The sequence below is a fragment of the Arthrobacter sp. sptzw42 genome, assembly GCF_059089685.1.
On sequence record NZ_JBNHEX010000001.1, the window covers coordinates 333,046 to 354,219 of the forward strand.

The 21,174-nt window shown below is 66.2% G+C and carries 19 protein-coding genes; 16 read left to right on the forward strand and 3 right to left on the reverse strand.

Annotated elements, in window-relative coordinates:
• Nucleotides 1-2: 2 nt before the first annotated feature.
• The 8 genes from AC5RT4_RS01500 to AC5RT4_RS01535 all read left to right on the forward strand — a co-directional run bounded on the left by AC5RT4_RS01500 (nucleotide 3) and on the right by AC5RT4_RS01535 (nucleotide 7,694).
• Nucleotides 3-911, forward strand: coding sequence for a biotin--[acetyl-CoA-carboxylase] ligase (locus AC5RT4_RS01500; protein ID WP_494104664.1), 909 nt, complete (start codon nucleotides 3-5; stop codon nucleotides 909-911).
• Nucleotides 904-1,503 (forward strand): PH domain-containing protein, encoded by a 600-nt coding sequence (locus AC5RT4_RS01505; RefSeq protein WP_494104665.1) that lies wholly within the window; start codon nucleotides 904-906, stop codon nucleotides 1,501-1,503. Before AC5RT4_RS01500 ends, AC5RT4_RS01505 begins: the two co-directional genes overlap by 8 nt.
• Complete coding sequence (locus AC5RT4_RS01510) at nucleotides 1,493-2,620, forward strand: adenylate/guanylate cyclase domain-containing protein (protein ID WP_494040965.1); 1,128 nt, start codon at nucleotides 1,493-1,495, stop codon at nucleotides 2,618-2,620. The genes AC5RT4_RS01505 and AC5RT4_RS01510 overlap by 11 nt, the downstream gene beginning before the upstream one ends.
• An 85-nt stretch (nucleotides 2,621-2,705) precedes the next feature.
• The gene (locus tag AC5RT4_RS01515) at nucleotides 2,706-3,482 is read left to right on the forward strand and encodes a PP2C family protein-serine/threonine phosphatase (protein WP_494104666.1); all 777 of its coding nucleotides are present in this window, start codon (nucleotides 2,706-2,708) and stop codon (nucleotides 3,480-3,482) included.
• Between the two features lie 100 nt (nucleotides 3,483-3,582).
• Nucleotides 3,583-5,820: an NAD-dependent DNA ligase LigA gene (gene ligA, locus AC5RT4_RS01520; RefSeq protein ID WP_494104667.1), complete on the forward strand. Its 2,238-nt coding sequence runs from the start codon at nucleotides 3,583-3,585 to the stop codon at nucleotides 5,818-5,820.
• Nucleotides 5,817-6,650, forward strand: coding sequence for an inositol monophosphatase family protein (locus tag AC5RT4_RS01525; RefSeq protein ID WP_494104668.1), 834 nt, complete (start codon nucleotides 5,817-5,819; stop codon nucleotides 6,648-6,650). The genes ligA and AC5RT4_RS01525 overlap by 4 nt, the downstream gene beginning before the upstream one ends.
• A gap of 110 nt (nucleotides 6,651-6,760) precedes the next feature.
• Nucleotides 6,761-7,264: a GNAT family N-acetyltransferase gene (locus tag AC5RT4_RS01530; protein ID WP_494104669.1), complete on the forward strand. Its 504-nt coding sequence runs from the start codon at nucleotides 6,761-6,763 to the stop codon at nucleotides 7,262-7,264.
• A gap of 46 nt (nucleotides 7,265-7,310) precedes the next feature.
• Nucleotides 7,311-7,694, forward strand: coding sequence for a RidA family protein (locus AC5RT4_RS01535; RefSeq protein WP_494040960.1), 384 nt, complete (start codon nucleotides 7,311-7,313; stop codon nucleotides 7,692-7,694).
• Between the two features lie 13 nt (nucleotides 7,695-7,707).
• On the opposite strand, the gene AC5RT4_RS01540 is transcribed toward AC5RT4_RS01535, so the two are convergent.
• Both AC5RT4_RS01540 and AC5RT4_RS01545 read right to left on the reverse strand, forming a co-directional pair.
• A complete protein-coding gene (locus AC5RT4_RS01540; RefSeq protein ID WP_494040959.1) occupies nucleotides 7,708-8,373 on the reverse strand; it encodes a response regulator in 666 nt (221 codons plus the stop codon).
• Nucleotides 8,366-10,111 carry a sensor histidine kinase gene (locus tag AC5RT4_RS01545; RefSeq protein WP_494104670.1) on the reverse strand — a complete coding sequence of 582 codons (1,746 nt, stop codon included), beginning with the start codon at nucleotides 10,109-10,111 and terminating at the stop codon, nucleotides 8,366-8,368. The genes AC5RT4_RS01540 and AC5RT4_RS01545 overlap by 8 nt, the downstream gene beginning before the upstream one ends.
• Before the next feature lie 179 nt (nucleotides 10,112-10,290).
• On the opposite strand from AC5RT4_RS01545, the gene AC5RT4_RS01550 reads away from it, so the two are divergent.
• From AC5RT4_RS01550 to gatB, 4 genes are all read left to right on the forward strand, one after another.
• Nucleotides 10,291-11,775 (forward strand): CitMHS family transporter, encoded by a 1,485-nt coding sequence (locus AC5RT4_RS01550; protein ID WP_494104671.1) that lies wholly within the window; start codon nucleotides 10,291-10,293, stop codon nucleotides 11,773-11,775.
• A 149-nt stretch (nucleotides 11,776-11,924) separates the two neighbouring features.
• The gene (gatC, locus tag AC5RT4_RS01555) at nucleotides 11,925-12,221 is read left to right on the forward strand and encodes an Asp-tRNA(Asn)/Glu-tRNA(Gln) amidotransferase subunit GatC (RefSeq protein ID WP_307095783.1); all 297 of its coding nucleotides are present in this window, start codon (nucleotides 11,925-11,927) and stop codon (nucleotides 12,219-12,221) included.
• A 2-nt stretch (nucleotides 12,222-12,223) separates the two neighbouring features.
• Nucleotides 12,224-13,795: an Asp-tRNA(Asn)/Glu-tRNA(Gln) amidotransferase subunit GatA gene (gene gatA, locus AC5RT4_RS01560; protein WP_494104672.1), complete on the forward strand. Its 1,572-nt coding sequence runs from the start codon at nucleotides 12,224-12,226 to the stop codon at nucleotides 13,793-13,795.
• On the forward strand, nucleotides 13,795-15,303 hold the full coding sequence (gene gatB, locus AC5RT4_RS01565) for an Asp-tRNA(Asn)/Glu-tRNA(Gln) amidotransferase subunit GatB (RefSeq protein ID WP_494040955.1): 1,509 nt from the start codon (nucleotides 13,795-13,797) through the stop codon (nucleotides 15,301-15,303). Before gatA ends, gatB begins: the two co-directional genes overlap by 1 nt.
• 112 nt (nucleotides 15,304-15,415) lie before the next feature.
• On the opposite strand, the gene AC5RT4_RS01570 is transcribed toward gatB, so the two are convergent.
• Complete coding sequence (locus tag AC5RT4_RS01570; protein ID WP_494104673.1) at nucleotides 15,416-16,327, reverse strand: LysR family transcriptional regulator; 912 nt, start codon at nucleotides 16,325-16,327, stop codon at nucleotides 15,416-15,418.
• 133 nt (nucleotides 16,328-16,460) lie between these two features.
• Here AC5RT4_RS01570 and tdh point away from each other — a divergent pair, with 133 nt between their 5' ends.
• From tdh to hutI, 4 genes are read left to right on the forward strand one after another with little or no spacing between them, the layout of a single operon-like run.
• The gene (tdh, locus tag AC5RT4_RS01575) at nucleotides 16,461-17,507 is read left to right on the forward strand and encodes an L-threonine 3-dehydrogenase (RefSeq protein ID WP_494104674.1); all 1,047 of its coding nucleotides are present in this window, start codon (nucleotides 16,461-16,463) and stop codon (nucleotides 17,505-17,507) included.
• 8 nt (nucleotides 17,508-17,515) lie between these two features.
• A complete protein-coding gene (locus tag AC5RT4_RS01580; protein ID WP_494104675.1) occupies nucleotides 17,516-18,712 on the forward strand; it encodes a glycine C-acetyltransferase in 1,197 nt (398 codons plus the stop codon).
• A 39-nt stretch (nucleotides 18,713-18,751) separates the two neighbouring features.
• Nucleotides 18,752-19,876, forward strand: coding sequence for an NAD(P)/FAD-dependent oxidoreductase (locus AC5RT4_RS01585; RefSeq protein WP_494104676.1), 1,125 nt, complete (start codon nucleotides 18,752-18,754; stop codon nucleotides 19,874-19,876).
• Between the two features lie 11 nt (nucleotides 19,877-19,887).
• A complete protein-coding gene (hutI, locus tag AC5RT4_RS01590; protein WP_494104677.1) occupies nucleotides 19,888-21,099 on the forward strand; it encodes an imidazolonepropionase in 1,212 nt (403 codons plus the stop codon).
• Nucleotides 21,100-21,174 lie beyond the last annotated feature (75 nt).

Sequence of the window (21,174 nt, forward strand, 5' to 3'; positions counted from 1 at the left end):
TTATGGATGACGCACATACCCCCGGTACGCCCTTGAACCGGGGGGACCTGGCGGACTCGAACTTTCTGTCCGACGCCGGCATCCCGCGGCTGGAAGTGGTGGACTCCACCGGATCCACCAATGCCGACCTCCTTCGGTCCGTCACGGTGGACCCCCGCGCCTGGCCCGATCTGTCCGTGCTCACTGCCGAGTACCAGACAGCCGCGCGCGGGCGGCTGGACCGGCACTGGGAAGCTCCGCCGCTGAGTTCGATCTCGGTCTCGGTGGTCCTGCGTCCGGCCAACGCTGAAGGCCGCCCGCTGCCCACGCAAAGCTATTCGTGGTTGTCCCTGATTGCCGCGCTTGCCCTGAGGGAAACCCTGCTCGAAACCGCAGGAATACCGGCCGAGCTGAAATGGCCCAACGACGTCCTGGTGCGTGGAAAGAAAATTGCGGGCATCCTGGCCCAGCTGGGCCCCATGGCGGACGGCTCCGTGCCGCCTGTCATTGTGGGAACCGGCCTGAACGTTACCCTTGGGGCCGCGGAGCTGCCTGTCCCCACTGCCACCTCGGTGGTGCTCGAGGACGCCAGGACGGCGGACCGTACCCTGCTCCTGAAGAGCTATCTTTTGAAGTTTTCCGTGCTGTACCGCAGCTTCTGCAATGCCGACGGCGACCCGGCGGCAGGCATGGCGGGCGGGGCGTCGCTGCACAAGCGGGTTGAGGCGGTCATGGTCACCCTGGGCAAGCAGGTGCGGGCACAGCTTCCGGGGGACCACGAGATCATCGGCCACGCGTCCCGCCTTGATGACTACGGGTCGTTGCTGGTGGTGGACCGCGACTCCCGGGAGCACGTGGTTACCGCCGGAGACGTGGTGCACCTGCGTCCGTGGACCGCTCCGGATGCCTCCGGCCAAGGCGGTTATGCGTAAGAGCCTTGTTCCGGGGGAGCAGGTGATTGTCACCACCCGTCCGCAGCCGAGGAAGCTTGCCGGTGCGATGGTTGCCTTCATTTTTGCCCCGGCCGTTGCTGCCTATTGCTCCGCCTGGATAATCCGCGGAGAAGCGGGGCGGGCTGTGCCGGCTCTCTCCGGCCGCTGGACTCCCTGGCTCGTGACCGGGTGTGTCCTCGCAGCTGCGTCGGTGTGGCTGGGTTACTGCCTGCCCCGGCTGCTGCGTTGGCACGGTACCCGCTATACGCTGACCAGCCGGAGGCTGGTGGCCAGGTCCGGAAGATGGCGGCGGCAGGACCAGCAGGTCAACCTCGCTTCCATCCGTAACCTGACTGTCCATGAGTCGGTCCTGCAACGTCTCTTCCGCTCCGGGAATATATCCTTGGAAACCGGATATGAGGGAGTGGTCACGTTCCCCGACGTGCCCGAAGTCGCCACGTTCCGGGACTTCATCCTCGACGCCATCGGGGACCTGCCCGACGGGTACGATGCCCAGCCGGACCGAACAGCGGACTACCCCGCCGGGGCTTTGCCGTGGGAAATGAGAGAAGGTGGACCAAATGAACGATGAGCACCAGCAGGAAAGTATCGAGTCCACCGTGCCGCCCGCTCCGGCCGCCGACGCCCATCCCGCCACCGGCACCATGTCCGCCGAGAGGCTGGCAATGAAGGCCCTGGAGTCCCGGCTGTTGGGTGGGGAACGCAAGCTCCGCCGTCGTGAAGTGGCCGCCGGCGCAGGCCTCTCCCTGCTCTCCGCGCGCAAACTTTGGCGTGCCCTCGGGTTCCCGAACTTTGGTGACGAGGACGTGGCCTTCACCGAGCGCGACCAGGCAGCCCTCTCCACCGTGGTGGACCTTGTGAGGTCCGGAAAGCTGACGGAGGAAGCCGCCATCTCCGTCACCCGCTCCATCGGCCAGATGACGGACCGCATGGTGGTCTGGCAGATCGAAGCCCTCGTGGAGGACATGGTCCACGAACAGGGCGTCACCGATGCCGTTGCCCGCAAACGCCTGGTGAACGAACTTCCCGCACTTGTGGATGCGCTGGAGGAAGTACTGGTCTACTCCTGGCGCCGCCAGCTCAATGCAGGTGTCCAGCGGCTCGCGGTCCGTGCCGAAGCAGGACTGCAGGCCAGTGAAGAAGGCAGGGAAGGCGACGAGGACGACGCCCCGCTGCCCCTGGCGCGCGCCGTCGGCTTCGCCGACCTTGTCTCCTACACCAGCCTGTCCAGGCGGATGAACGAAAAAACGCTGGCGCGGCTGGTCCAGCGGTTCGAAAACAAGTGCGCCGAAATCATCTCCGTTGGCGGCGGCCGCCTGGTCAAAACCGTGGGGGACGAAGTGCTTTACATCGCGGAAACCCCCGCGGCCGGTGCGGAAATCTCCCTGGCGCTGGCCCAGGCCTTCACCGAAGACGAGATCCTGCCTGAGGCCAGGGTGGCGATGGTCTGGGGCAGGATCCTGTCCCGGCTCGGTGATATCTACGGTCCCACCGTGAACCTCGCGGCCCGGCTGACCACCCTGGCCGACCCGGGAACCGTGCTGATTGACTCCATGACGGCATCTGCGCTGGAGCACGATGAACGCTTCGTGATGCTGCCCCAGCCTCCGGAGAACGTGCGCGGCTTTGGCGAAATCCGGCCGGTGCGCCTGACCCGGGGCCTCGGCAAGGGGCTGGTCCTGGACTAGCATCTTTACCGTTGGCGTGGGGGGCAGGGGATTGCTGCCCGGAATTCATGGTTCCCGTCATCCGAGCCACTAATTTTAGGAGAGCATGAAACAGCAGCCCGCAAGCGTTCCCTCCAGCGTCGCACCGAGGCCAAAGCTTGGCCTTGTCGTGGGCTGCGGGACGGACCGGGGACTCCACAGGGAGCTGAACGAGGATTCCTACATCGCGGCCGATCCGGTTTTCGCTGTGGCTGACGGTATGGGTGGGCATGAGGCCGGCGAGGTTGCCAGCGGCATGTGCGTCCGTGCCCTTGCCGCGATACCCCAGCTTGCAACGGGTGAACGCAGCGTGACAGCTGCGATCCTCCAGCAGTATTTAGTCCAGGCCGACTACTCCATCCGTGAGGCCACCGGTGCACGTGCCGGTACCACGCTGGCGGGGGCGGTTGTCGTCGAGCACCTGGGCATGCCGTACTGGCTGGTGGTGAACATCGGGGATTCCCGCACCTACCGCCTCAGCCAGGGAAAGTTCGAACAGATCAGCGTGGACCACTCTGAGGTCCAGGAGCTTGTGGACGCCGGAGAAATCACGCCTGGGCAGGCAAGGACCCATCCGCGGCGGCACGTGGTCACACGCGCCCTCGGAACCGGCGACGAAACCGAAGCGGATTACTGGTTGCTGCAGGTCAGGGACGGTGACCGCGTTTTGGTCTGTTCCGATGGGCTTACCGGGGAGCTCGCCGACGAAGACATCTACCAGATCGTCAGCAAGGTGCAGCATCCCCAGCGGGCAGCGGATGAGCTTATCAAGGCCGCGCTGCGCAGCGGTGGACGGGACAACATCACGGTCATCGTTGTGGATGCCGTGGAAAGCAAACAATGACGGCGCCATAGGCTGCTCCCGGGGCTGATCGTTGACGGAGCCCCTACCCCGGCCGCACATGTGCCAGCGCCCGGCTCCAGCGGTAAGGCAAGATAGGTCTGTGAGCACAGGACCAGGCCCCGCAGAACAGACCGCCACCCGGACCACCGCACCCGCCGAGCCGGAAACCACCCCTTCCGACCCGGTCCGCGAGGAATACGAAAACCTTGTTGACCTGGTCCGGAAGTACAGGTTTGCGTACTACCAGGAAGACACACCCCTGGTCTCCGACGCGGAATTCGACGAACTTTTCCGGCGGCTGGAGGAGATCGAGGCGCTCCATCCGGAGCTTGTGTCCAACGATTCGCCGACCCAGGAAGTCGGCGGCGAAGTTTCGGCCGCGTTCGCCGCCGTGGAGCACCTGCAGCGGATGTACAGTCTCGAGGATGTCTTCTCCCTTGAGGAACTCGAGGCCTGGCTGACAAAAGCATCAGCGGGCATTGCAAAACTTGGCGACGGAACTCAGCAGCCTGCGTGGCTGACCGAACTCAAAATCGACGGTCTGGCGGTCAACCTGCTGTACCGCGACGGGAAACTCGTACGCGCGGCCACCCGCGGCGACGGCACCACCGGTGAGGACATCACCCACAATGTCCTCACCATCAAGGAGATCCCGCAGGAGCTCAGCGGCGAAGGGTTTCCGGAAGAAGTGGAAATCCGCGGGGAAGTGTTCATCCCTTCCAAGGCTTTCGCCGAATTCAACGAAGCACTCATCGAAGCCGGAAAGGCGCCCCTGGCCAACCCCCGCAACGCTGCCGCCGGTTCCCTGCGGCAGAAGGACCCGGCGGAAACAGCCAAACGCCCCCTCAAGATGTTCGTCCACGGAATCGGCGCCCGCGAAGGGCTCCAGGCGCGCAGCCAGTCCGAAACCTACGGCCTGCTAAAGGACTGGGGATTGCCCGTCAGCCCCTACTCCGAGGTGCTGGGGAGCCTGGATGAGGTCCTGGACTTCATCAAGCGGTACGGGGACCAGCGGCACAAGCTGCTCCATGAGATTGACGGCATTGTGGTCAAGGTCGATGACTTCGCCACCCAGCGGGCACTCGGCTACACCACCCGTGTACCGCGCTGGGCAGTGGCCTACAAGTATCCGCCCGAGGAAGTCCACACCAAGCTCCTGGACATCCAGGTCAATGTGGGCCGGACCGGACGGGTCACACCTTTCGGGATGATGGAGCCGGTGAAGGTGGCTGGGTCCACGGTGGAAATGGCCACCCTGCACAACCAGGAAGTCGTCAAGGCCAAGGGGGTGAAAATTGGCGACATTGTGGTGCTGCGCAAGGCCGGCGACGTCATCCCCGAAATCGTTGGCCCGGTCCTGGCGCTGCGGGACCAGCAGGATCCGCCGGTCCGGGACTTTGTGATGCCCGCCGAGTGCCCCTCCTGCGGCACGCCCCTTGCCCCGGCCAAGGAGGGCGATGTGGACATCCGCTGCCCCAACGCGAAATCCTGCCCGTCCCAGCTGCGCGAACGGGTGTTCCACCTGGCAGGCCGCGGCGCGTTCGACATCGAAGCGCTCGGGTGGGAAGCAGCCATTGCCCTCACCCAGCCAGCGGAACCCGACGTGCCGCCGCTCACCACCGAGGCTGCCCTGTTCGATCTCACGCCGGAACTGCTGTCAGAGGTCAAAATCCGTCGTGAAAAACGCACGAAGGGTGTGGCTACCGGGGAATTCGAACTGGTGCCGTACTTCTACAGCAAGGGCACCGCGAAGTCGCCCTCGAAACCCACCGCCACCACTGAAAAACTGTTCCGCGAACTGGAGAAGGCCAAAACCCAGCCGCTGTGGCGGGTGCTGGTGGCACTGTCCATCCGGCACGTCGGACCACGGGCTTCCCGCGCCCTGGCCACGGCCTTCGGCACCATGGATGCCATCCGGAAGGCCTCGGAGGATGAACTGGCCCACGTGGACGGGGTGGGACCCACCATCGCCGCTGCACTGAAGGAATGGTTCGCCGAAGACTGGCACGTGGAGATCGTGGACAGGTGGGCTGCTGCGGGAGTCAGGATGGAGGACGAGCGGGACGAGTCCATGCCGCGGACCCTTGAGGGGCTCACCGTGGTGGTCACGGGTTCGCTGCCGAACTTCAGCCGCGACGAGGCCAAGGAGGCCATCCTCCTGCGGGGCGGCAAGGCTTCCGGCTCAGTCTCGAAAAACACCAGCTTCGTGGTGGCAGGCGAGAACGCCGGAACCAAGCTGGACAAGGCCGAGCAGCTGGGAATTCCCGTGCTGGATGAGGACGGCTTCCGCAGGCTTCTGGCCGAGGGCCCGCCGGCACCGGCGGAGGTATCGGCGTGAGCAGCGACGACAGGACCAGCGAGGTTTCTGTTGAGGAATTGCTGGAGGTGGCCAGGGAAGCAGCTGCGGCCGGGGCGAAGGTGCTCTCCGGCCGGAGTGCCGAGGGACTTCAGGCCAGCAACAAGGGCGACGCCGGCGATTGGGTCACGGCGTTCGACGTCGCCGCGGAGCACGCGGTCCGCGACGTCATCGCAGCAGCGCGGCCCGGTGACACCATCACCGGGGAGGAACACGGAACCACCAGGCCGGAACAGCCTACCGGCTACCGGTGGTCCATCGACCCGCTGGACGGCACCACCAACTTCATCCGCAACATCGTCTACTACGGCACCTCCGTGGCAGTAGCCGATGCCGGCGGCGCGTGGCTGGCCGGCGTCGTCAACGCCCCTGCACTGGGCCGCGTCTACTACGCCGCTCGAGGCCAGGGCGCGTGGCTGGAGGAGAACGGAATGCTGACCCGGCTTGAAGGGCCAGTGCCGGGACGCAAGGGGCAGATCCTTGCCACGGGATTCAACTACGATCCCCGGGTCCGCTCGGAGCAGGCCGCCCAGTTCGCCGAACTGCTTAAGGACTTCGCTGATGTCCGCCGGCTCGGCTCCGCTGCGCTGGACCTGTGCCTGGTGGCGGACGGCACCCATGACGCCTTCGGCGAGCGCGGGCTGAACGAGCACGATTTCTCGGCCGGGGCTTTGATTGCGGAGGAAGCCGGCTGCTGGGTCCGCCGGCCCCGGCTCACCAGCCCGCTAGACGGCGGCCCGACGGACCAGGAACGGCTGGATGCCTGGACCTGCGCAGCGTCCCTGGAACTGTCCGGCAAGTTCCCGCTCTAACCCTGGCTCCTGGCCTAGTGCCGGCCAACTGCCCAAGGAGGACTGATAGTTCAGTCACGGAAACCCCGGTTTTGGGCGCTGCTACCGGCTGGTAGCACTACCATTGACGGGTGCATTCCCAGATAACAGTCCGTCCAGCCGTCGAATCCGATTTCGACGACGTTGCCCGCATCACCAGGGACTCCTACCTTGCTGCCGGGTACTTTGATGACGCCGACCATCCCTATATGCGCAAGATCCAGGACGTAGCAGTGCGGGCGGGTGAGGCCACCGTCTGGGTAGCCGAGCGGGCAGGACAGGTGATCGGGTCGGTGACGCTGGCCCGGGCAGGGGAGCCCTACGCAGACATCGCCCTCCACGATGAGCTGGAGTTCCGCATGCTGGTGGTGGACCCGGCCGTGCAGCGCAGCGGCGCCGGCAAAGCGATGATGGCGGCCATCCTTCAGCACGCTAAGGCCCTGGACGGAGTCAGCGCAGTGTCGCTGACTACCGGAAGCACCTGGGTTAGCGCGCGCGGGCTGTACAACAAGACCGGCTTCGCCAGGGTTCCGGAGAGGGACTGGCTGGTGCCCGGAACGGACATAAAACTGCTGGTTTACCGGCTGGACCTGTAGCCGCCCTAAAGTGGTGCCGACCCAATCCAGCATTGAAAGGCCCACCATGCGCAAAACCTTCGGCACCGGCTCCGTCTGGGAACAGACCCTCGGCTACTCCCGGGCCGTCCAGGTGGACAACACCCTCTACATTTCCGCCACCGCCGCGAGCGGCGAGGACGGCATGGTCGGTAACGACTTTTACACCCAGACGCAGTTCATCCTTCAAAAGCTCGGCAAAGTCCTCGCGGACGCCGGCTTCAGCTTTGAGGACGTGGTCCAGTCCAAGCTGTACCTGACGGACATCAGCAAATGGGAAGAAGCCGGCCGCGCCCACGGCGAGGTGTTCGGCGAGATCCGGCCCACCCTGTCACTGGTGCACGTCCTGCCCTTCCTGGATCCGGAGATGCTGGTCGAAATCGAGCTCGTGGCGCGGAAAAGCGCCAGCTAGCGGCCCGACCGGATTACCGGCCCGCCGGCAGGCCGTAGCGGTGCTCCGGCCTGCCGGTGGTTCCGTAGCGCAGCTGGATGTCCACGGCGCCGTCGTCGGCCAGCGAGGAAAGGTACCGCTGCGCGGTGGCGCGCGAAACACCCACCCGGCCCGCCACCTCGGCGGCGGAATACTGTTCGCCGGGAACCAGTGACTCCAGCACTGCTGCCTCCGTGGCCGAGCGGGGCTTCGACGACGGCGTGACATCGCCGGGGATCAGCGCCCGCTTGGCGCGCTCCACGCTGTCCTGGTCCAGCGCGCCAGGCTGGGACAACAGGCGCCGGTACCGGGCGTAGGACCGGAGCTGCTGCGAGAGCGACTCGGCGGTAAACGGCTTCAGCAGGTAGCCCAGGGCGCCGCGGCGGAAAGCAACACGGATGGACGCGGCGTCGGAGGCGGCGCTGAGGATCACGGTGTCCACATCCAGTTGCTGCAGCAGGTCAAGCCCGGAGGCGTCCGGCAGGTAAACGTCCAGCAACACCAGATCCGGCCGAAGGCTGTGGATGGCCTGCAGCGCGAGCGATGCCGACCCCACCGGCGCCAGAGCCAAAAAGCCCGCCACCGAATCCACATAGGCGGCGTGCAGCTTCGCTACGTGGAAGTCGTCGTCGACGATCAGCACCCGAAAGTCCTCAGGCATCCTTTTCCTCTCCACCTGTATCCCTTAGCCCTGCGTCCTTCAGCCCTGCTCCCGAACTCCCGGAGTTCCTGGTGCCCGCGGTGGTGCCGGGAAGCGTGGCCATAAAGACGGCACCCGGGCCGCCGCGTGTTCCGGGGTCCAGCAACGTCACGTCACCGCCGCGGCGCCTGGCCAGCTGGCGAGCAAGCGCAAGCCCAAAGCCCTGGCCGCCACCGGCGCGGACAGGACCGGACGCGGTGGTGAAACCTTCGGCGAAAACAGCCTCGGCGTCCGCTCCCTCGGCCAGCCCGTCACCTGAATCAGCCACCACCACATGGAGCGTGCCGCCGTCGTTGTCCGGCTCATCCATCACTTCCACTTCAACCCAGCGGTCAGGAGCCGAACCGGCCACCGCGGCGTTAACTGCATTGTCGATCAGGTTTCCCAGCACGGTGGTGACGTCCTGGGCATCGGTCACCTGCCCGCGGACCAGGGTCTCCGGCCCGATGCGGAGGGCGACGCCCCGCTCGTCGGCCTCCACGCCCTTGGCTCCCACAAACGCCTGGAGATAAGGGTCCTGAAGCAGCTCGGCCTGGTCCACGGGGAACTTCAGCGGTCCCGTCGCGGCCAGCCGGGCAAGGTACTCGCGGGCCTGGTGGTGCTGCCCGATACTCATGAAGCCGGCGATGGTGTGCAGCTGGTTGGCGAACTCATGCCGTTGTGCCCGCAGGGCGGTAGACATGGTCCCGACGGCGTCCAGCTGGCGGGTGAGCTGCTGCAGTTCCGTGCGGTCACGAAGCATTACCACCCAGCCCAGATCCTCACGCCGGTGAAGTGCCTTGCGCGCATTGGCAACCAGGACCCGGCCCCCGGCCACCAGCTCAACGGCGGGAGCCGAGCCGGGGCGGGTCAGGGACTTCAGCTGATCCGGTACGGGTGCATCCTCCCAGCGGGTTCCGGCCAGGTCGGCCAACCCCAGCAGCCGCTGTGCTGAGGCGTTAAAGACAGTGATCCGTCCGTCGGCCGAAACGCCGACAACGCCGTCGTCCACGCCCTGCAGGACCGCCACCTGGTCGTGGACGAGGGTGCTGATCTCCTCCGGCTCCAGGCCCAGCGTGAGGCGCTGGAGGCGGCGGCGCAGCAGGAAGGACCCCAGGACGCCGGCGAGCAGTGCGCACGCGGCCGTCAGGGCAACGGGACCGGTGTCGCGTGCCACGCTCTGGCCTACGGTCTCCATGGAATAGCCCACGCTGACCTCGCCCACCACGGTGGTGCTGCCCGGGGCGTAGACGGGGACCTTTGCGCCGGCGGACGGGCCTAGTGTTCCGGTGTTCCGGGTGGTGACCTCCTGGCCGGACAAGGCCTCTGACGGATCAGTGCTCACCCTTTCCCCGAGACGCTGTGGATCGGGATGGGCCAGCCGAAGCCCTGTTTCGTCGGTGATGACCACAAACAGGGCGCCGGTCCGGGCCCGTACAGCCTCCGCGGATGCCATCAGCGGCCCGGCGGCGAGTTCGGCGGGCGGGGGAGTACCGGCCTGCTGGCTGATGGCCAGGACATCCGCCCGCACGGAGGGGTCGGAGGCTACGGTCCGGGCGAGGGTGAGTGCCTGGTTCTCCGCCTCGCGGCCCACCCTGTCGTACGTCAGCCAGGCGTGCACGGCGGCGCTGAGCAGAACCACCAGAAGTACCACTGCCAGTTGCAGCAGGAGCGTCTGGGTGGAGAACCGCAGCGGCGCACGGGAGCTGGAACGCGGCACGGTCCTCCTTGATCCGGATGGGCGGGCACTCATCGGGGCGATGAGCAGAATGAGCAGAATGCTCGCAACAAGCAGTATGCCAATCAATTGAACCAAAGGCACGGCCGTGACGGCGGCCACCCTACAGTCTGTAGCACGCGTCACACCGCTGTGCCGCTGTTCACAAGAAGGAGCCGGCCGTGCTGGTAATACTTGGATTCGCAATGATCGCGGTATTCATGGTGCTGATCATGACGAAGAAGTTGACGCCAGTGCTGGCGTTGATCATCGTCCCCACAGTTTTTGGTCTTTTTGCCGGTGCCGGCCTTGGCATCGGCGACATGGTGATGGACTCCATGAAGGCCATGACCTCCACAGCAGCCCTGCTGATGTTCGCGATCATCTACTTCGGACTGATGATCGACGTGGGGCTTTTTGACCCGCTGGTCCGGTTCATCCTTCGTAAGCTGGGCAACGACCCCGCCAAGGTGGTGCTGGGAACCGCCATCCTGGCCGCGGCTGTGTCCCTGGACGGTGACGGCTCCACCACCTTCATCCTTACCACCGCCGCCATGCTGCCGATCTACCTCCGCCTGAAGATGAGCCCCGTGGTCCTCACCTGCGTGGCCGGCCTCGCCAACGGCACCATGAACATCGTCCCGTGGGGCGGTCCCACCGCCCGCGCCGCCAGTGCCCTCAACATCGATGTCAACGACGTCTTTGTGCCCATGCTTCCGTCCCTCCTCGCCGGCATCGCCGTCGTCCTGGCCTTCGCCTGGCTGCTCGGCCTGCAGGAGCGCAACCGCCTCCGCACCACCCAGCCGGAGATCTGGGGTGCGCCGTCCACCGCAGAGCCCTTTACTGCAGGAGGGTTCGACGGCGGCACCTCCGCCGGCGGCTCCGGAACCGGCCGCAGTGGTTCGGGCCGCGAGGGGAACAACCCCGGCGGAGCAGCCCCCGCCGTCGGCGGTTCATCTGTTGCAGTCCTGGAACGCCCTGAAACCCTCGTCGATGACAGCGATACCGCCATGGCTGACACCGCGCTGGATCCCAACCGCAGCACCCTGCGTCCCAGGCTGCAGTGGTTCAACCTGGGTCTGACCGTTGCCGTCATGGGCATGCTCATTGCCGACCTCGTGCCCCTGCCGTACGTCTTTATGGTGGGTTCCGCCATCGCCCTGCTGGTGAACTTCCCCCACGTCAAAGACCAGGCGGCACAAATCGTTGCCCACGCGCCGTCGGTGGTTGCCGTGGTCAGCATGGTCATGGCCGCCGCTGTCCTGACCGGCGTCCTCACCGGCACCGGCATGGTGGAAGCAATGTCTGCGTGGCTGGTACAGATCATCCCGTCCAGCATGGGCCCGTTCATGGCGATCATCACCGGCGTCCTCAGCATCCCCATGACGTTTTTCATGAGCAATGACGCCTTCTACTTCGGCGTCCTGCCTGTCCTGAGCGAGACGGCAGGCCACTACGGAATCAGCGCCGCTGAAATGGCCCGCGCCTCCATCACCGGCCAGCCGTTCCACATGCAGAGCCCGCTGGTGCCCGCCATCCTGCTCCTGGTCTCGCTGGCCAAGGTGGACCTCGGTGACCACCACAAGAAAGTCCTGTGGCGCAGCGCTGTAGTCTCCCTGGTCATGCTCGGAATCGGCGTGCTGACCGGAGCCATTGGAATCGGTTAGTCTGTAGCTGCCGCGGTCCTGCCCAAGGGGGCTGGAAGCCCCGGCCTGAAGGTGCCCGTCTGACGCCCGCTGGGGGATGTCAGACGGGCATCATCGTTTCCCCACTAGAATGGACCGGAAAATCAATTCAAACTTTGCAGGGGAGATCCATGGCTGCGATCAACCGTGACGACGTCGCGCACCTCGCGCGGCTCGCTCACATTGAGATGAGTGCCCAAGAGCTGGACAGGATGGCCGGAGAACTCGCCGTCATCGTTGATTCGGTCAAGTCCGTGAGCGAAGCCGCCGGTGATGACGTCCCGGCCACGTCCCACCCCATCCCGTTGAACAACGTGTTCCGCGAGGACGTTGTGGGACATACCTTCACAGCGGAGCAGGCGCTTTCCGGCGCACCGGATTCCGATGACAACCGTTTCAAGGTCCCCGCAATCCTGGATGAGGCATAAGCATGACTGACACCAACGAACTCATCCGCCTCTCCGCGTCCACGCTGGCCGAAAAGCTCGCTGCCGGCGAGGTCACCTCCGTGGAAGTCACCCAGGCATACCTGGACCGGATCGCTGCCGTTGACGGCGGCGAACGGGGCGTCAACGCGTTCCTGCACGTCAACGCCGCGGAAGCGCTCGCCGTCGCGGCAGAGGTGGACGCCATCCGCGCCGCCGGCGGCGCCGAAGCCGACGCCCTGCATGTCCTGGCCGGCGTTCCCATCGCAGTCAAGGACCTCATCGTCACGGTAGGCCAGCCCACCACGGCCGGCTCCAAAATCCTTGAGGGCTGGCACAGCCCCTACGACGCCACAGTCGTGGAGCGCCTGCGCGCGGCCAGGATGCCCATCCTGGGCAAGACCAACCTGGACGAGTTCGCCATGGGCTCCTCCACGGAGCACTCCGCCTACGGGCCCACCCGCAACCCCTGGGACCTGGACCGGATCCCGGGCGGTTCCGGCGGCGGGTCCGCAGCCGCCGTCGCGGCCTTCGAGGCGCCCCTCGCGCTGGGAACCGACACCGGCGGGTCCATCCGCCAGCCCGGTGCGGTCACCGGAACCGTGGGCATGAAGCCCACCTACGGCAGCGTGTCCCGCTACGGTGCCATCGCCATGGCATCGTCGCTGGACCAGATCGGCCCCGTCTCGCGGACCGTCCTGGACTCAGCCCTCCTGCACGAGGTCATCGGCGGGCATGATCCCCGCGATTCCACCTCCCTGCCGGACCCGCTGGCTGACCTCGTGGCCGCCGCGAAAACCGGCAACGTCGAGGGCATGCGGATCGGCATCATCAAGGAACTGCACGGCGAGGGCTACCAGGCCGGCGTCGAAAACCGCTTCCACGACTCCCTGGAACTCCTCAAGGACGCCGGCGCCGAAATCGTCGAGGTGTCCTGCCCCAACTTCCAGTACGCCCTGGGCGCCTACTACCTGATCATGCCCTCTGAAGCGTCCTCCAACCTGGCCAAGTTCGACGGCGTCCGGTACGGGCTGCGTGTCCTCCCCGAGGACGGTCCCATGACCATCGAACGCGTGATGGGTGCCACCCGCGCCGCCGGCTTCGGCGACGAAGTCAAGCGCCGCATCATCCTGGGCACCTACGCGCTGTCCGCCGGCTACTACGACGCCTACTACGGCTCTGCTCAGAAGGTCCGCACCCTGGTGCAGCGCGACTTCGACGCCGCCTTCACCGTGGCCGACGTCCTGATTTCGCCCACCGCCCCCACCACCGCTTTCCGCCTCGGCGAGAAACTGGACGATCCACTGGCCATGTACCTCAACGACGTCGCCACCATTCCGGCGAACCTCGCCGGGGTTCCGGGCCTGTCGCTTCCCGGCGGCCTTGCCGACGAGGACGGGCTCCCCGTTGGCATCCAGCTGCTGGCCCCGGCCCGGGAGGACGCCCGCCTGTACCGCGTGGGCGCCGTGCTGGAGTCGCTGCTGGAGGCCAGGTGGGGCGGCCCGCTGCTGGCCCAGGCCCCGGAACTTTCCCCACGTCCCGTGGCCGTGCTCGTCGAAGCCAAGGAGGCAAACTAATGAACACCGACGCAATCCTGAGCTTCGAAGAGGCCATGGAGAAGTACGATCCCGTCCTGGGGTTCGAGGTCCACGTGGAGCTCAACACCAAGACCAAAATGTTCTCCTCCGCTCCCAACGTCTTCGGCGACGAGCCCAACACCAACGTCAACGAGGTGGACCTCGGCATGCCCGGCGTCCTGCCGGTAGTGAACAAGGCCGCGATCGAGTCCTCGATCAAGATCGGCCTTGCGCTCAACTGCAAGATCGCCGAGTCCTGCCGCTTCGCCCGGAAGAACTACTTCTACCCGGACACCCCCAAGAACTTCCAGACCTCCCAGTACGACGAACCCATCGCCTATGACGGCTACCTGGACATCGAACTCTCCGACGGCACCGTGTTCCGCGTGGAGATCGAGCGTGCCCACATGGAGGAGGACGCCGGAAAGCTCACCCACATGGGTGGTGCCACCGGCCGCATCCAGGGCGCCGACTTCTCCCTGGTGGACTACAACCGTGCCGGTGTTCCCCTGGTCGAAATCGTCACCAAGCCGATCGAAGGCGCCGGTTCCCGCGCGCCCGAGCTCGCCAAGGCCTACGTGGCAGCGGTCCGTGAAATCGTGAAGAACCTCGGTGTGTCCGACGCGAAGATGGAACGCGGCAACGTCCGCTGCGACGCCAACGTCTCGCTCCGCCCGCACGGCCGGGAACGGTTCGGCATCCGCTCGGAAACCAAGAACGTGAACTCGCTGCGCGCCGTCGAACACGCCGTCCGCTACGAGATCCAGCGCCATGCCGCCGTCCTCGATGCCGGCGAGCCGGTCGTTCAGGAGACCCGCCACTGGCACGAGGACACCCGCACCACCACGTCCGGCCGCGCCAAGTCCGACGCCGACGACTACCGCTACTTCCCGGAACCGGACCTGGTTCCTGTTGTTCCCTCACGCGAGTGGGTCGAAGAGCTCCGTGCCACGCTGCCCGAGCCGCCGGCCGCCCGCCGCAAGCGGCTGCAGGCCGATTGGGGCTACTCGGACCTCGAATTCCGCGATGTGGTGAACGCCGGCGTGATGGACGAGATCGAGGAAACAATTGCCGCAGGTGCTTCCGCTTCCGTTGCCCGCAAATGGTGGATGGGCGAAATCGTGGGCCGCGCCAAGAACGCCGACGTCGACCCCGGCCAGTTGGGAGTCCAGCCCGCCACCATCGTGGAGCTCGCCCGCATGGTGGAAGAGGGCAAGATCAACAACAAGATGGCCTCGGAGGTGCTGGACGGCGTGCTCGCCGGTGAAGGCGCCCCCGCAGAAATTGTCGAAAAGCGCGGCCTGGCCGTGGTTTCCGACGACGGCCCGCTGCTCGAAGCCATCGACGCCGCGCTGGCTGCACAGCCTGACGTGGCGGACAAGATCCGCGGCGGCAAGGTGCAGGCCATCGGCGCCATCGTAGGTGGAGTCATGAAGGCCACCCGCGGCCAGGCCGACGCCGGCCGGGTCCGCGAACTGATCCTGGAGAAGCTGGGCGTCACCGTCTAAATTCCCCACCCAACTGGGTCGCAGTAAGTGTCGTTTTGAGCGCTCATAACGACATTTGCTGCGACCCAGTTTTGGTTTGATCAGTGCTCACGCCGCCCGGGGGCAGGCAGCGTCAGCCCTGTTCCACCAGGCCGGCCATGATGCTCTGCAGCGCCTCGGAGACGATCATGACTGAACGGCGCTTCAGGTTCTCGGGCCGTGCCAGAAGGTCGATCCGGCGCCGCGTGCTGATTCCTTCGAGGGGACGCAGCACGATCTGCGCGTTGAGCACCGGCCCGGCGGTGTACCTGGGCAGCAGCCCCACCACTCCGCCGGCAGCCACCAGGGCCGCAACCGTGGAGTAGTCGTTGATCCGGTGGACGATGTTCAGTTCCCGGCTGGAAACGGCGGCGACGGCGGACAGCACATCGGCGGGGGAGTAGCCGGTGTGGCTGGTCACCCAGGCCTCCCCGCCGACGTCGTCCGCTGTCACGGCCGCCTTCCCGGCCAGTGGGTGTCCGGCAGGCAGCGCCACGTCGAGGGGTTCGTGGGCGAGAGGAATCACCGTCACCCGCTCCGCGGGCCACCGGGGACTGTGGTCCATCCGGTGGGCCAGCACCAGGTCGTAGCGGGCAGTGAGGGCAGGAAAGTCCTGCTGGGCCACGTCCTCGTCGGAAAGCTCTATCCGCGGTTGTCCCTCCGCGTCCAACATCCTCGCGAGCGGGGCAAACACGGCCTGGCCCGCGCTGTGGAAGCCGGAGAGAGTAACCCTGCCATCCGGCATGCCGTGGTAGCTCCCGATGGCGCCCTTGGCATCCGCCATGGCGCTGACGACGGCGGCGCCGGCGTCGGCCAGCACCTGGCCGGCCTCGGTCAGGACCAGGTTCCGGCCTTCCTTGCGGGTCAGCGGAACATCCACGGCGCGCTGCAGGATCGCCAGTTGCTGGGAGACCGCCGAAGGTGTCACCATCAGCGTGTCCGCCACGGCCTTGACGCTGCCCAAGGAGCCGAGCTCGCGCAGGATCTCCAGCTGGTGTATCTCCATGTTCCCCAGTCTATTCATTAGCTCCAGCTACATCGTTGATTGAGAAGATAGCGGTTGTGCTTAAGCTTCTTCCTCGCTGTAATGAGGAGGGCAGCTCCCGCCGATGACGCAAAGATGAAGAGTTAGGAAGCCGATGAAGGCTTTGTACAAGCCCGGCCCACGGGCCGGCTTCGAACTGGTGGACCGCCCCGAACCGGCGGCCGGTCCCGCGGATGTCAAGATCCGGGTCATAACCACCGGGATCTGCGGCACTGACCTGCACATCCAGTCCTGGGACTCATGGGCGCAGGGGATCATCGAAGCTCCCCTCATCCCCGGCCATGAGTTCTACGGGGAAGTCGTCGGGATCGGCGAGGACGTGCGCGACGTCAAAGTCGGTGACCGGGTCTCCGGGGAGGGCCACGTGGTCTGCGGGATCTGCCGTAATTGCCGTGCCGGCCGGCGGCAGATGTGCATCCACACCGTAAGTGTGGGTGTGCAGCGGGACGGGGCCTTCGCAGAGTACGTCGTAATCCCGGAAACCAACGTCTGGGTCCATCACGATCCCTCCGTCACCGCCGAGCTCGGTGCAATATTCGACCCCTTCGGCAACGCCGTCCACACCGCCCTCAGCTTCCCGCTGGTGGGTGAGGACGTGCTGATTACCGGCGCCGGCCCCATCGGCTTGATGGCCATCGCGGTCGCACGCCATGCCGGTGCCCGCAAGATTGCCATCACGGACGTGTCCCCGCCAAGGCTGGACCTCGCGCGGCAGCTCGGCGCAGATCTCGCCATCGACGTCTCCACCACGCGTGTCCGGGACGCGCAGCGGAAACTCGGCATGCGCGAAGGCTTCGACATCGGGATGGAAATGTCAGGCCACCCCACCGCCCTGCCGGAAATGATCGACAACATGAACCACGGCGGCCGGATCGCCATGCTCGGCTTGCCCAGCCAGGACATCACCATTGACTGGGGCAAGGTGGTCACCCACATGCTCACGCTTAAAGGCATCTACGGCCGCGAAATGTACGAGACCTGGTATGCCATGAGCGCCATGCTCTCGTCCAACCCCGTGCTGCACGCCGGCATTTCCGCCGTCGTCACTGATACGCTGCCTGCCGCCCAGTGGGAAAAGGGCTTCGACCTGGCCCGCAGCGGCGCGGGCGGAAAAGTTGTCCTCGACTGGACCCAACTCTAAGGAACACCATGTACACCTCGATCAAGGACCAGCTGAGCAGCGAGCTGCAGGACATCCGCACCGCGGGACTCTTCAAGACCGAACGCAGCATCAACTCGCCCCAGTCAAGCCACATCACCGCCGGCATCATTGGCCGGCAGGGCGCCAACGTGCTGAACTTCTGCGCCAACAACTACCTGGGCCTGGCGGACCACCCCGACATCATTAACGCAGCCAAGGCCGCCATGGACGAACGCGGCTTCGGCATGGCCAGCGTCCGTTTTATTTGCGGCACCCAGGACCTGCACCTGGAACTCGAAGCCCGCGTCTCGCGGTTCCTGGGGACCGAGGACACCATCCTGTTCTCCAGCTGCTTCGACGCCAACGGCGGGGTCTTCGAATCGCTCTTCGGCCCGGAGGACGCCATCATCTCCGATGCCCTGAACCATGCCTCCATCATCGATGGCATCCGTCTGTGCAAAGCCCAGCGGTACCGGTACGCGAACCAGGACATGGCGGACCTGGAAGCGAAACTGGTGGAGGCAAAGGACGCCCGCCGCAAGATCATCGTCACCGACGGCGTTTTTTCGATGGACGGGTACCTGGCGCCGCTGGAAGCCATCTGCGACCTTGCCGAGAAGCACGACGCCCTGGTGATGGTGGACGACTCGCATGCCGTCGGTTTCATGGGCGCCACCGGTGCCGGTACCCCGGAACACGCAGGGGTGTCGCACCGGGTGGACATCTACACCGGCACATTCGGCAAGGCGCTGGGTGGGGCATCCGGCGGCTACGTCTCCGGCCGGCGGGAAGTAGTGGCCATGCTCCGGCAAAAGGCCCGGCCGTACCTCTTCTCGAACTCGCTGGCCCCGGCTATCGTTGCCGCCACCATCAAAGCCCTGGACCTCGTGGAGAACTCGGCGGAGCTGCGGAGAACACTCTTTGACAACGCTGCGCTCTTCCGCCGCCGGATGACCGAGGAAGGCTTTGACCTGCTGCCCGGCGAGCACGCCATTGTCCCGGTGATGTTCGGCGACGCCGTCCTGGCTGCCAAGCTGGCCGACCGGATGCTGCAGCATGGCGTCTTCGTCACCGCCTTCAGTTTCCCCGTGGTGCCGCGCGGGGCCGCCCGGATCCGGGTGCAGCTTTCGGCCGCCCACTCAGCGGACGACGTCGAAACGTGCGTGCGGGCCTTCGTCGCCAGCCGTGCCGAAGTCGGAGCCTGAGCTCAGCCGCCGTCCGCCCAACTCTGCAAGGATGGTGCCATGGCAGCACACTACGACGTCCTAATTGTCGGCGGCGGCGTCGCCGGGCTATCCCTTGCTTCGGCGCTGGCCGGCAAGTGCAGCGTGGCGCTGGTGGAGGCTGAGCAGGAGCTGGCGTACCACACCTCCTCCCGCTCAGCACGGCAGCTCATCCCCAGCTACGGTCCGCCCGTGGTCCAGGAACTGACGGTCCGAACCCTCGAGCTGATTGCTGCCCGCGACGCTGAGCTGCCCGAACACGTGCTCACACCCCGCAGCTTCATGTTGGTCGGGACCGAGGAAGAGGTGGCTGCCGAAGCCAGCGGCTCCATGCAGCCCATCAGCGTGGCCGAAGCACTCGAACTCTGCCCGGCGCTGGTCCCGGATTCGTTTGCCGCCGCCGGCCTCGACACCGGATCCTTCGGCTGCAACGCGCCCCTCCTGCTGGCCGACTACCGGGAGCGTGCCCTCGCGGCCGGGGTGGACATCATCACCGGCGCGCGGGTCCATTCCGCGCAGCGCCTCGGCTCCGGCTGGCAAGTGGGAGCCGGCACGGAGGCACTCGAAGCGGGCGTCCTGGTCAACGCCGCCGGCGCCTGGGCCGATGAACTCGCCGTCATCAGCGGGGTGGAGAAGCTCGGGCTGCAGCCGTACCGGCGGACCGCGGCGATTGCCGCCGTCGAACACCCCTTGCCCGAGCGGAGCCCTATGGTGGCGGCAGCGGACAATTCGTTCTACTTCCGCCGCGAGGGTGGCGACGTGCTGATCTCCCCGTCCGAATCAGTGCCCAGCAGGGCCGAAGACGCCAGGCCCCGCCCCGGTGACGTGGAGCGGCTCGCCGCAAGGCTTAATCAACTGACAACGCTCGGCATCACCGGAATCCGCCGTGCCTGGACCGGGTTGCGGACCGAAGCGGCGGACGGTATCCCGGTGGCCGGTTTCGACGCCGAAGCCCCCGGCTTTTACTGGCTTGCAGGCCAGGGCGGCTATGGGTTCCAGACATCGGCCGCGATGGCGGAACTGGCAGCAGGGCAAATACTCGCCGGCCTCGACACAACCAGCAGCGCCTCGGGCCGAACCGACGACAGTCCGGCATCCCGGACAGCGCAGGCGCTGGCGGCAACCCGCTGGTCCGTCCGGCGCTGAAGAATGGCACTATGAGTACGCTGATCACCAATATCGCCGAGCTGATGACGCAGGACCTGGAGCACCAGGTCCTGCGGGACGCTGCGGTGGTGATTGAGGGGGAACGGATCTCCTGGTTCGGCGCCGCGGCCGACGCACCTGCCGCGGACGACGCCGTCGACGCCGGCGGCCGTGCCATGCTCCCCGGCTGGGTGGACTCCCATACCCACCTGATTTTCGCCGGGGACCGGACGGCGGAGTTCGAGGCGAGGATGGCTGGGGAGTCTTATTCCGCCGGGGGCATCGCCGTCACTATGGACGCCACCCGGTCAACCTCCGACTTCGACCTCACCCGCCTCGCGCTGGCCCGCGTTGACGAAGCTGTTGCCCAGGGAACCACCTACATCGAAACGAAAACCGGTTACGGCCTGGACGTTGAACACGAAACCCGGAGTGCGCGCATCGCCTCCACCGTGGCCGACCAGGTCACCTACCTCGGAGCACACCTGGTGCCTGCCGGGCAGGATCCGGACCACTACACGGAACTCGTCTGCGGTCCGATGCTGGCCGCCGTCCGGCCATACGTGCAGTGGGCTGATGTCTTTTGTGAAAAGGGCGCTTTCACGGCTGAGCAGTCCCGGCGGGTCCTGCTGGCGTGCCGCGAAGCGGGGCTCGGCCTGCGCGTGCACGGCAACCAGCTGGGCGAGGGGCCGGGAGTGCAGCTCGCAGTGGAACTCGGCGCCGCCAGCGTGGACCACGTGAACTACCTTGCGGAGCAGGACGTGGACGCGCTCGCCGGAACCTGGGCCGCCTGGGATGATGCCGACGGAACCGGACGGCGCGGCACCGTGGCCACCTGCCTGCCGGCCTGCGACCTCTCAACCCGCCAGCCGCTCGCGCCTGCACGGGCCCTGCTGGACGCCGGAGTCCAGGTGGCGCTGGCCTCCAACTGCAACCCGGGCACGTCCTACACCAGCTCCATGGCCTTCTGCGTCACCACGGCAGTGCTGCAGATGGGCCTCAGCGTCCATGAAGCCGTCCGGGCCGCCACCTACGGCGGTGCATTGGCCCTGCACAAGGACACAGGAAACGATGCCGACGGCGAACGCGCGGTGGGTTCAATCGCCGTCGGTCACCGGGCGGACCTTCAGCTGCTCAACGCACCCTCTGCGACGCACCTTGCTTACCGCCCGGGCATGCCACTGACGTACGCTGTATGGCGTGCCGGTAAACGGGCCAGGTAACCAGCACCACAAAATGGCGTTAGATGATCGTAAAGGACCTGTTATGATCAGAAACCGTCATCGGAGCTGGTGGCG

What these genes read in the sequence shown, in the direction of transcription:
- AC5RT4_RS01500 (WP_494104664.1), top strand. Translation starts at nt 3, where the DNA reads ATGGATGACGCACATACCCCCGGTACGCCCTTGAACCGGGGGGACCTG.
- AC5RT4_RS01505 (WP_494104665.1), top strand. Translation starts at nt 904, where the DNA reads ATGCGTAAGAGCCTTGTTCCGGGGGAGCAGGTGATTGTCACCACCCGT.
- AC5RT4_RS01510 (WP_494040965.1), top strand. Translation starts at nt 1,493, where the DNA reads ATGAACGATGAGCACCAGCAGGAAAGTATCGAGTCCACCGTGCCGCCC.
- AC5RT4_RS01515 (WP_494104666.1), top strand. Translation starts at nt 2,706, where the DNA reads ATGAAACAGCAGCCCGCAAGCGTTCCCTCCAGCGTCGCACCGAGGCCA.
- AC5RT4_RS01535 (WP_494040960.1), top strand. Translation starts at nt 7,311, where the DNA reads ATGCGCAAAACCTTCGGCACCGGCTCCGTCTGGGAACAGACCCTCGGC.
- AC5RT4_RS01540 (WP_494040959.1), bottom strand. Translation starts at nt 8,373, where the DNA reads ATGCCTGAGGACTTTCGGGTGCTGATCGTCGACGACGACTTCCACGTA.
- gatC (WP_307095783.1), top strand. Translation starts at nt 11,925, where the DNA reads ATGGCTGCGATCAACCGTGACGACGTCGCGCACCTCGCGCGGCTCGCT.
- gatA (WP_494104672.1), top strand. Translation starts at nt 12,224, where the DNA reads ATGACTGACACCAACGAACTCATCCGCCTCTCCGCGTCCACGCTGGCC.
- gatB (WP_494040955.1), top strand. Translation starts at nt 13,795, where the DNA reads ATGAACACCGACGCAATCCTGAGCTTCGAAGAGGCCATGGAGAAGTAC.
- AC5RT4_RS01570 (WP_494104673.1), bottom strand. Translation starts at nt 16,327, where the DNA reads ATGGAGATACACCAGCTGGAGATCCTGCGCGAGCTCGGCTCCTTGGGC.
- tdh (WP_494104674.1), top strand. Translation starts at nt 16,461, where the DNA reads ATGAAGGCTTTGTACAAGCCCGGCCCACGGGCCGGCTTCGAACTGGTG.
- AC5RT4_RS01580 (WP_494104675.1), top strand. Translation starts at nt 17,516, where the DNA reads ATGTACACCTCGATCAAGGACCAGCTGAGCAGCGAGCTGCAGGACATC.
- AC5RT4_RS01585 (WP_494104676.1), top strand. Translation starts at nt 18,752, where the DNA reads ATGGCAGCACACTACGACGTCCTAATTGTCGGCGGCGGCGTCGCCGGG.
- hutI (WP_494104677.1), top strand. Translation starts at nt 19,888, where the DNA reads ATGAGTACGCTGATCACCAATATCGCCGAGCTGATGACGCAGGACCTG.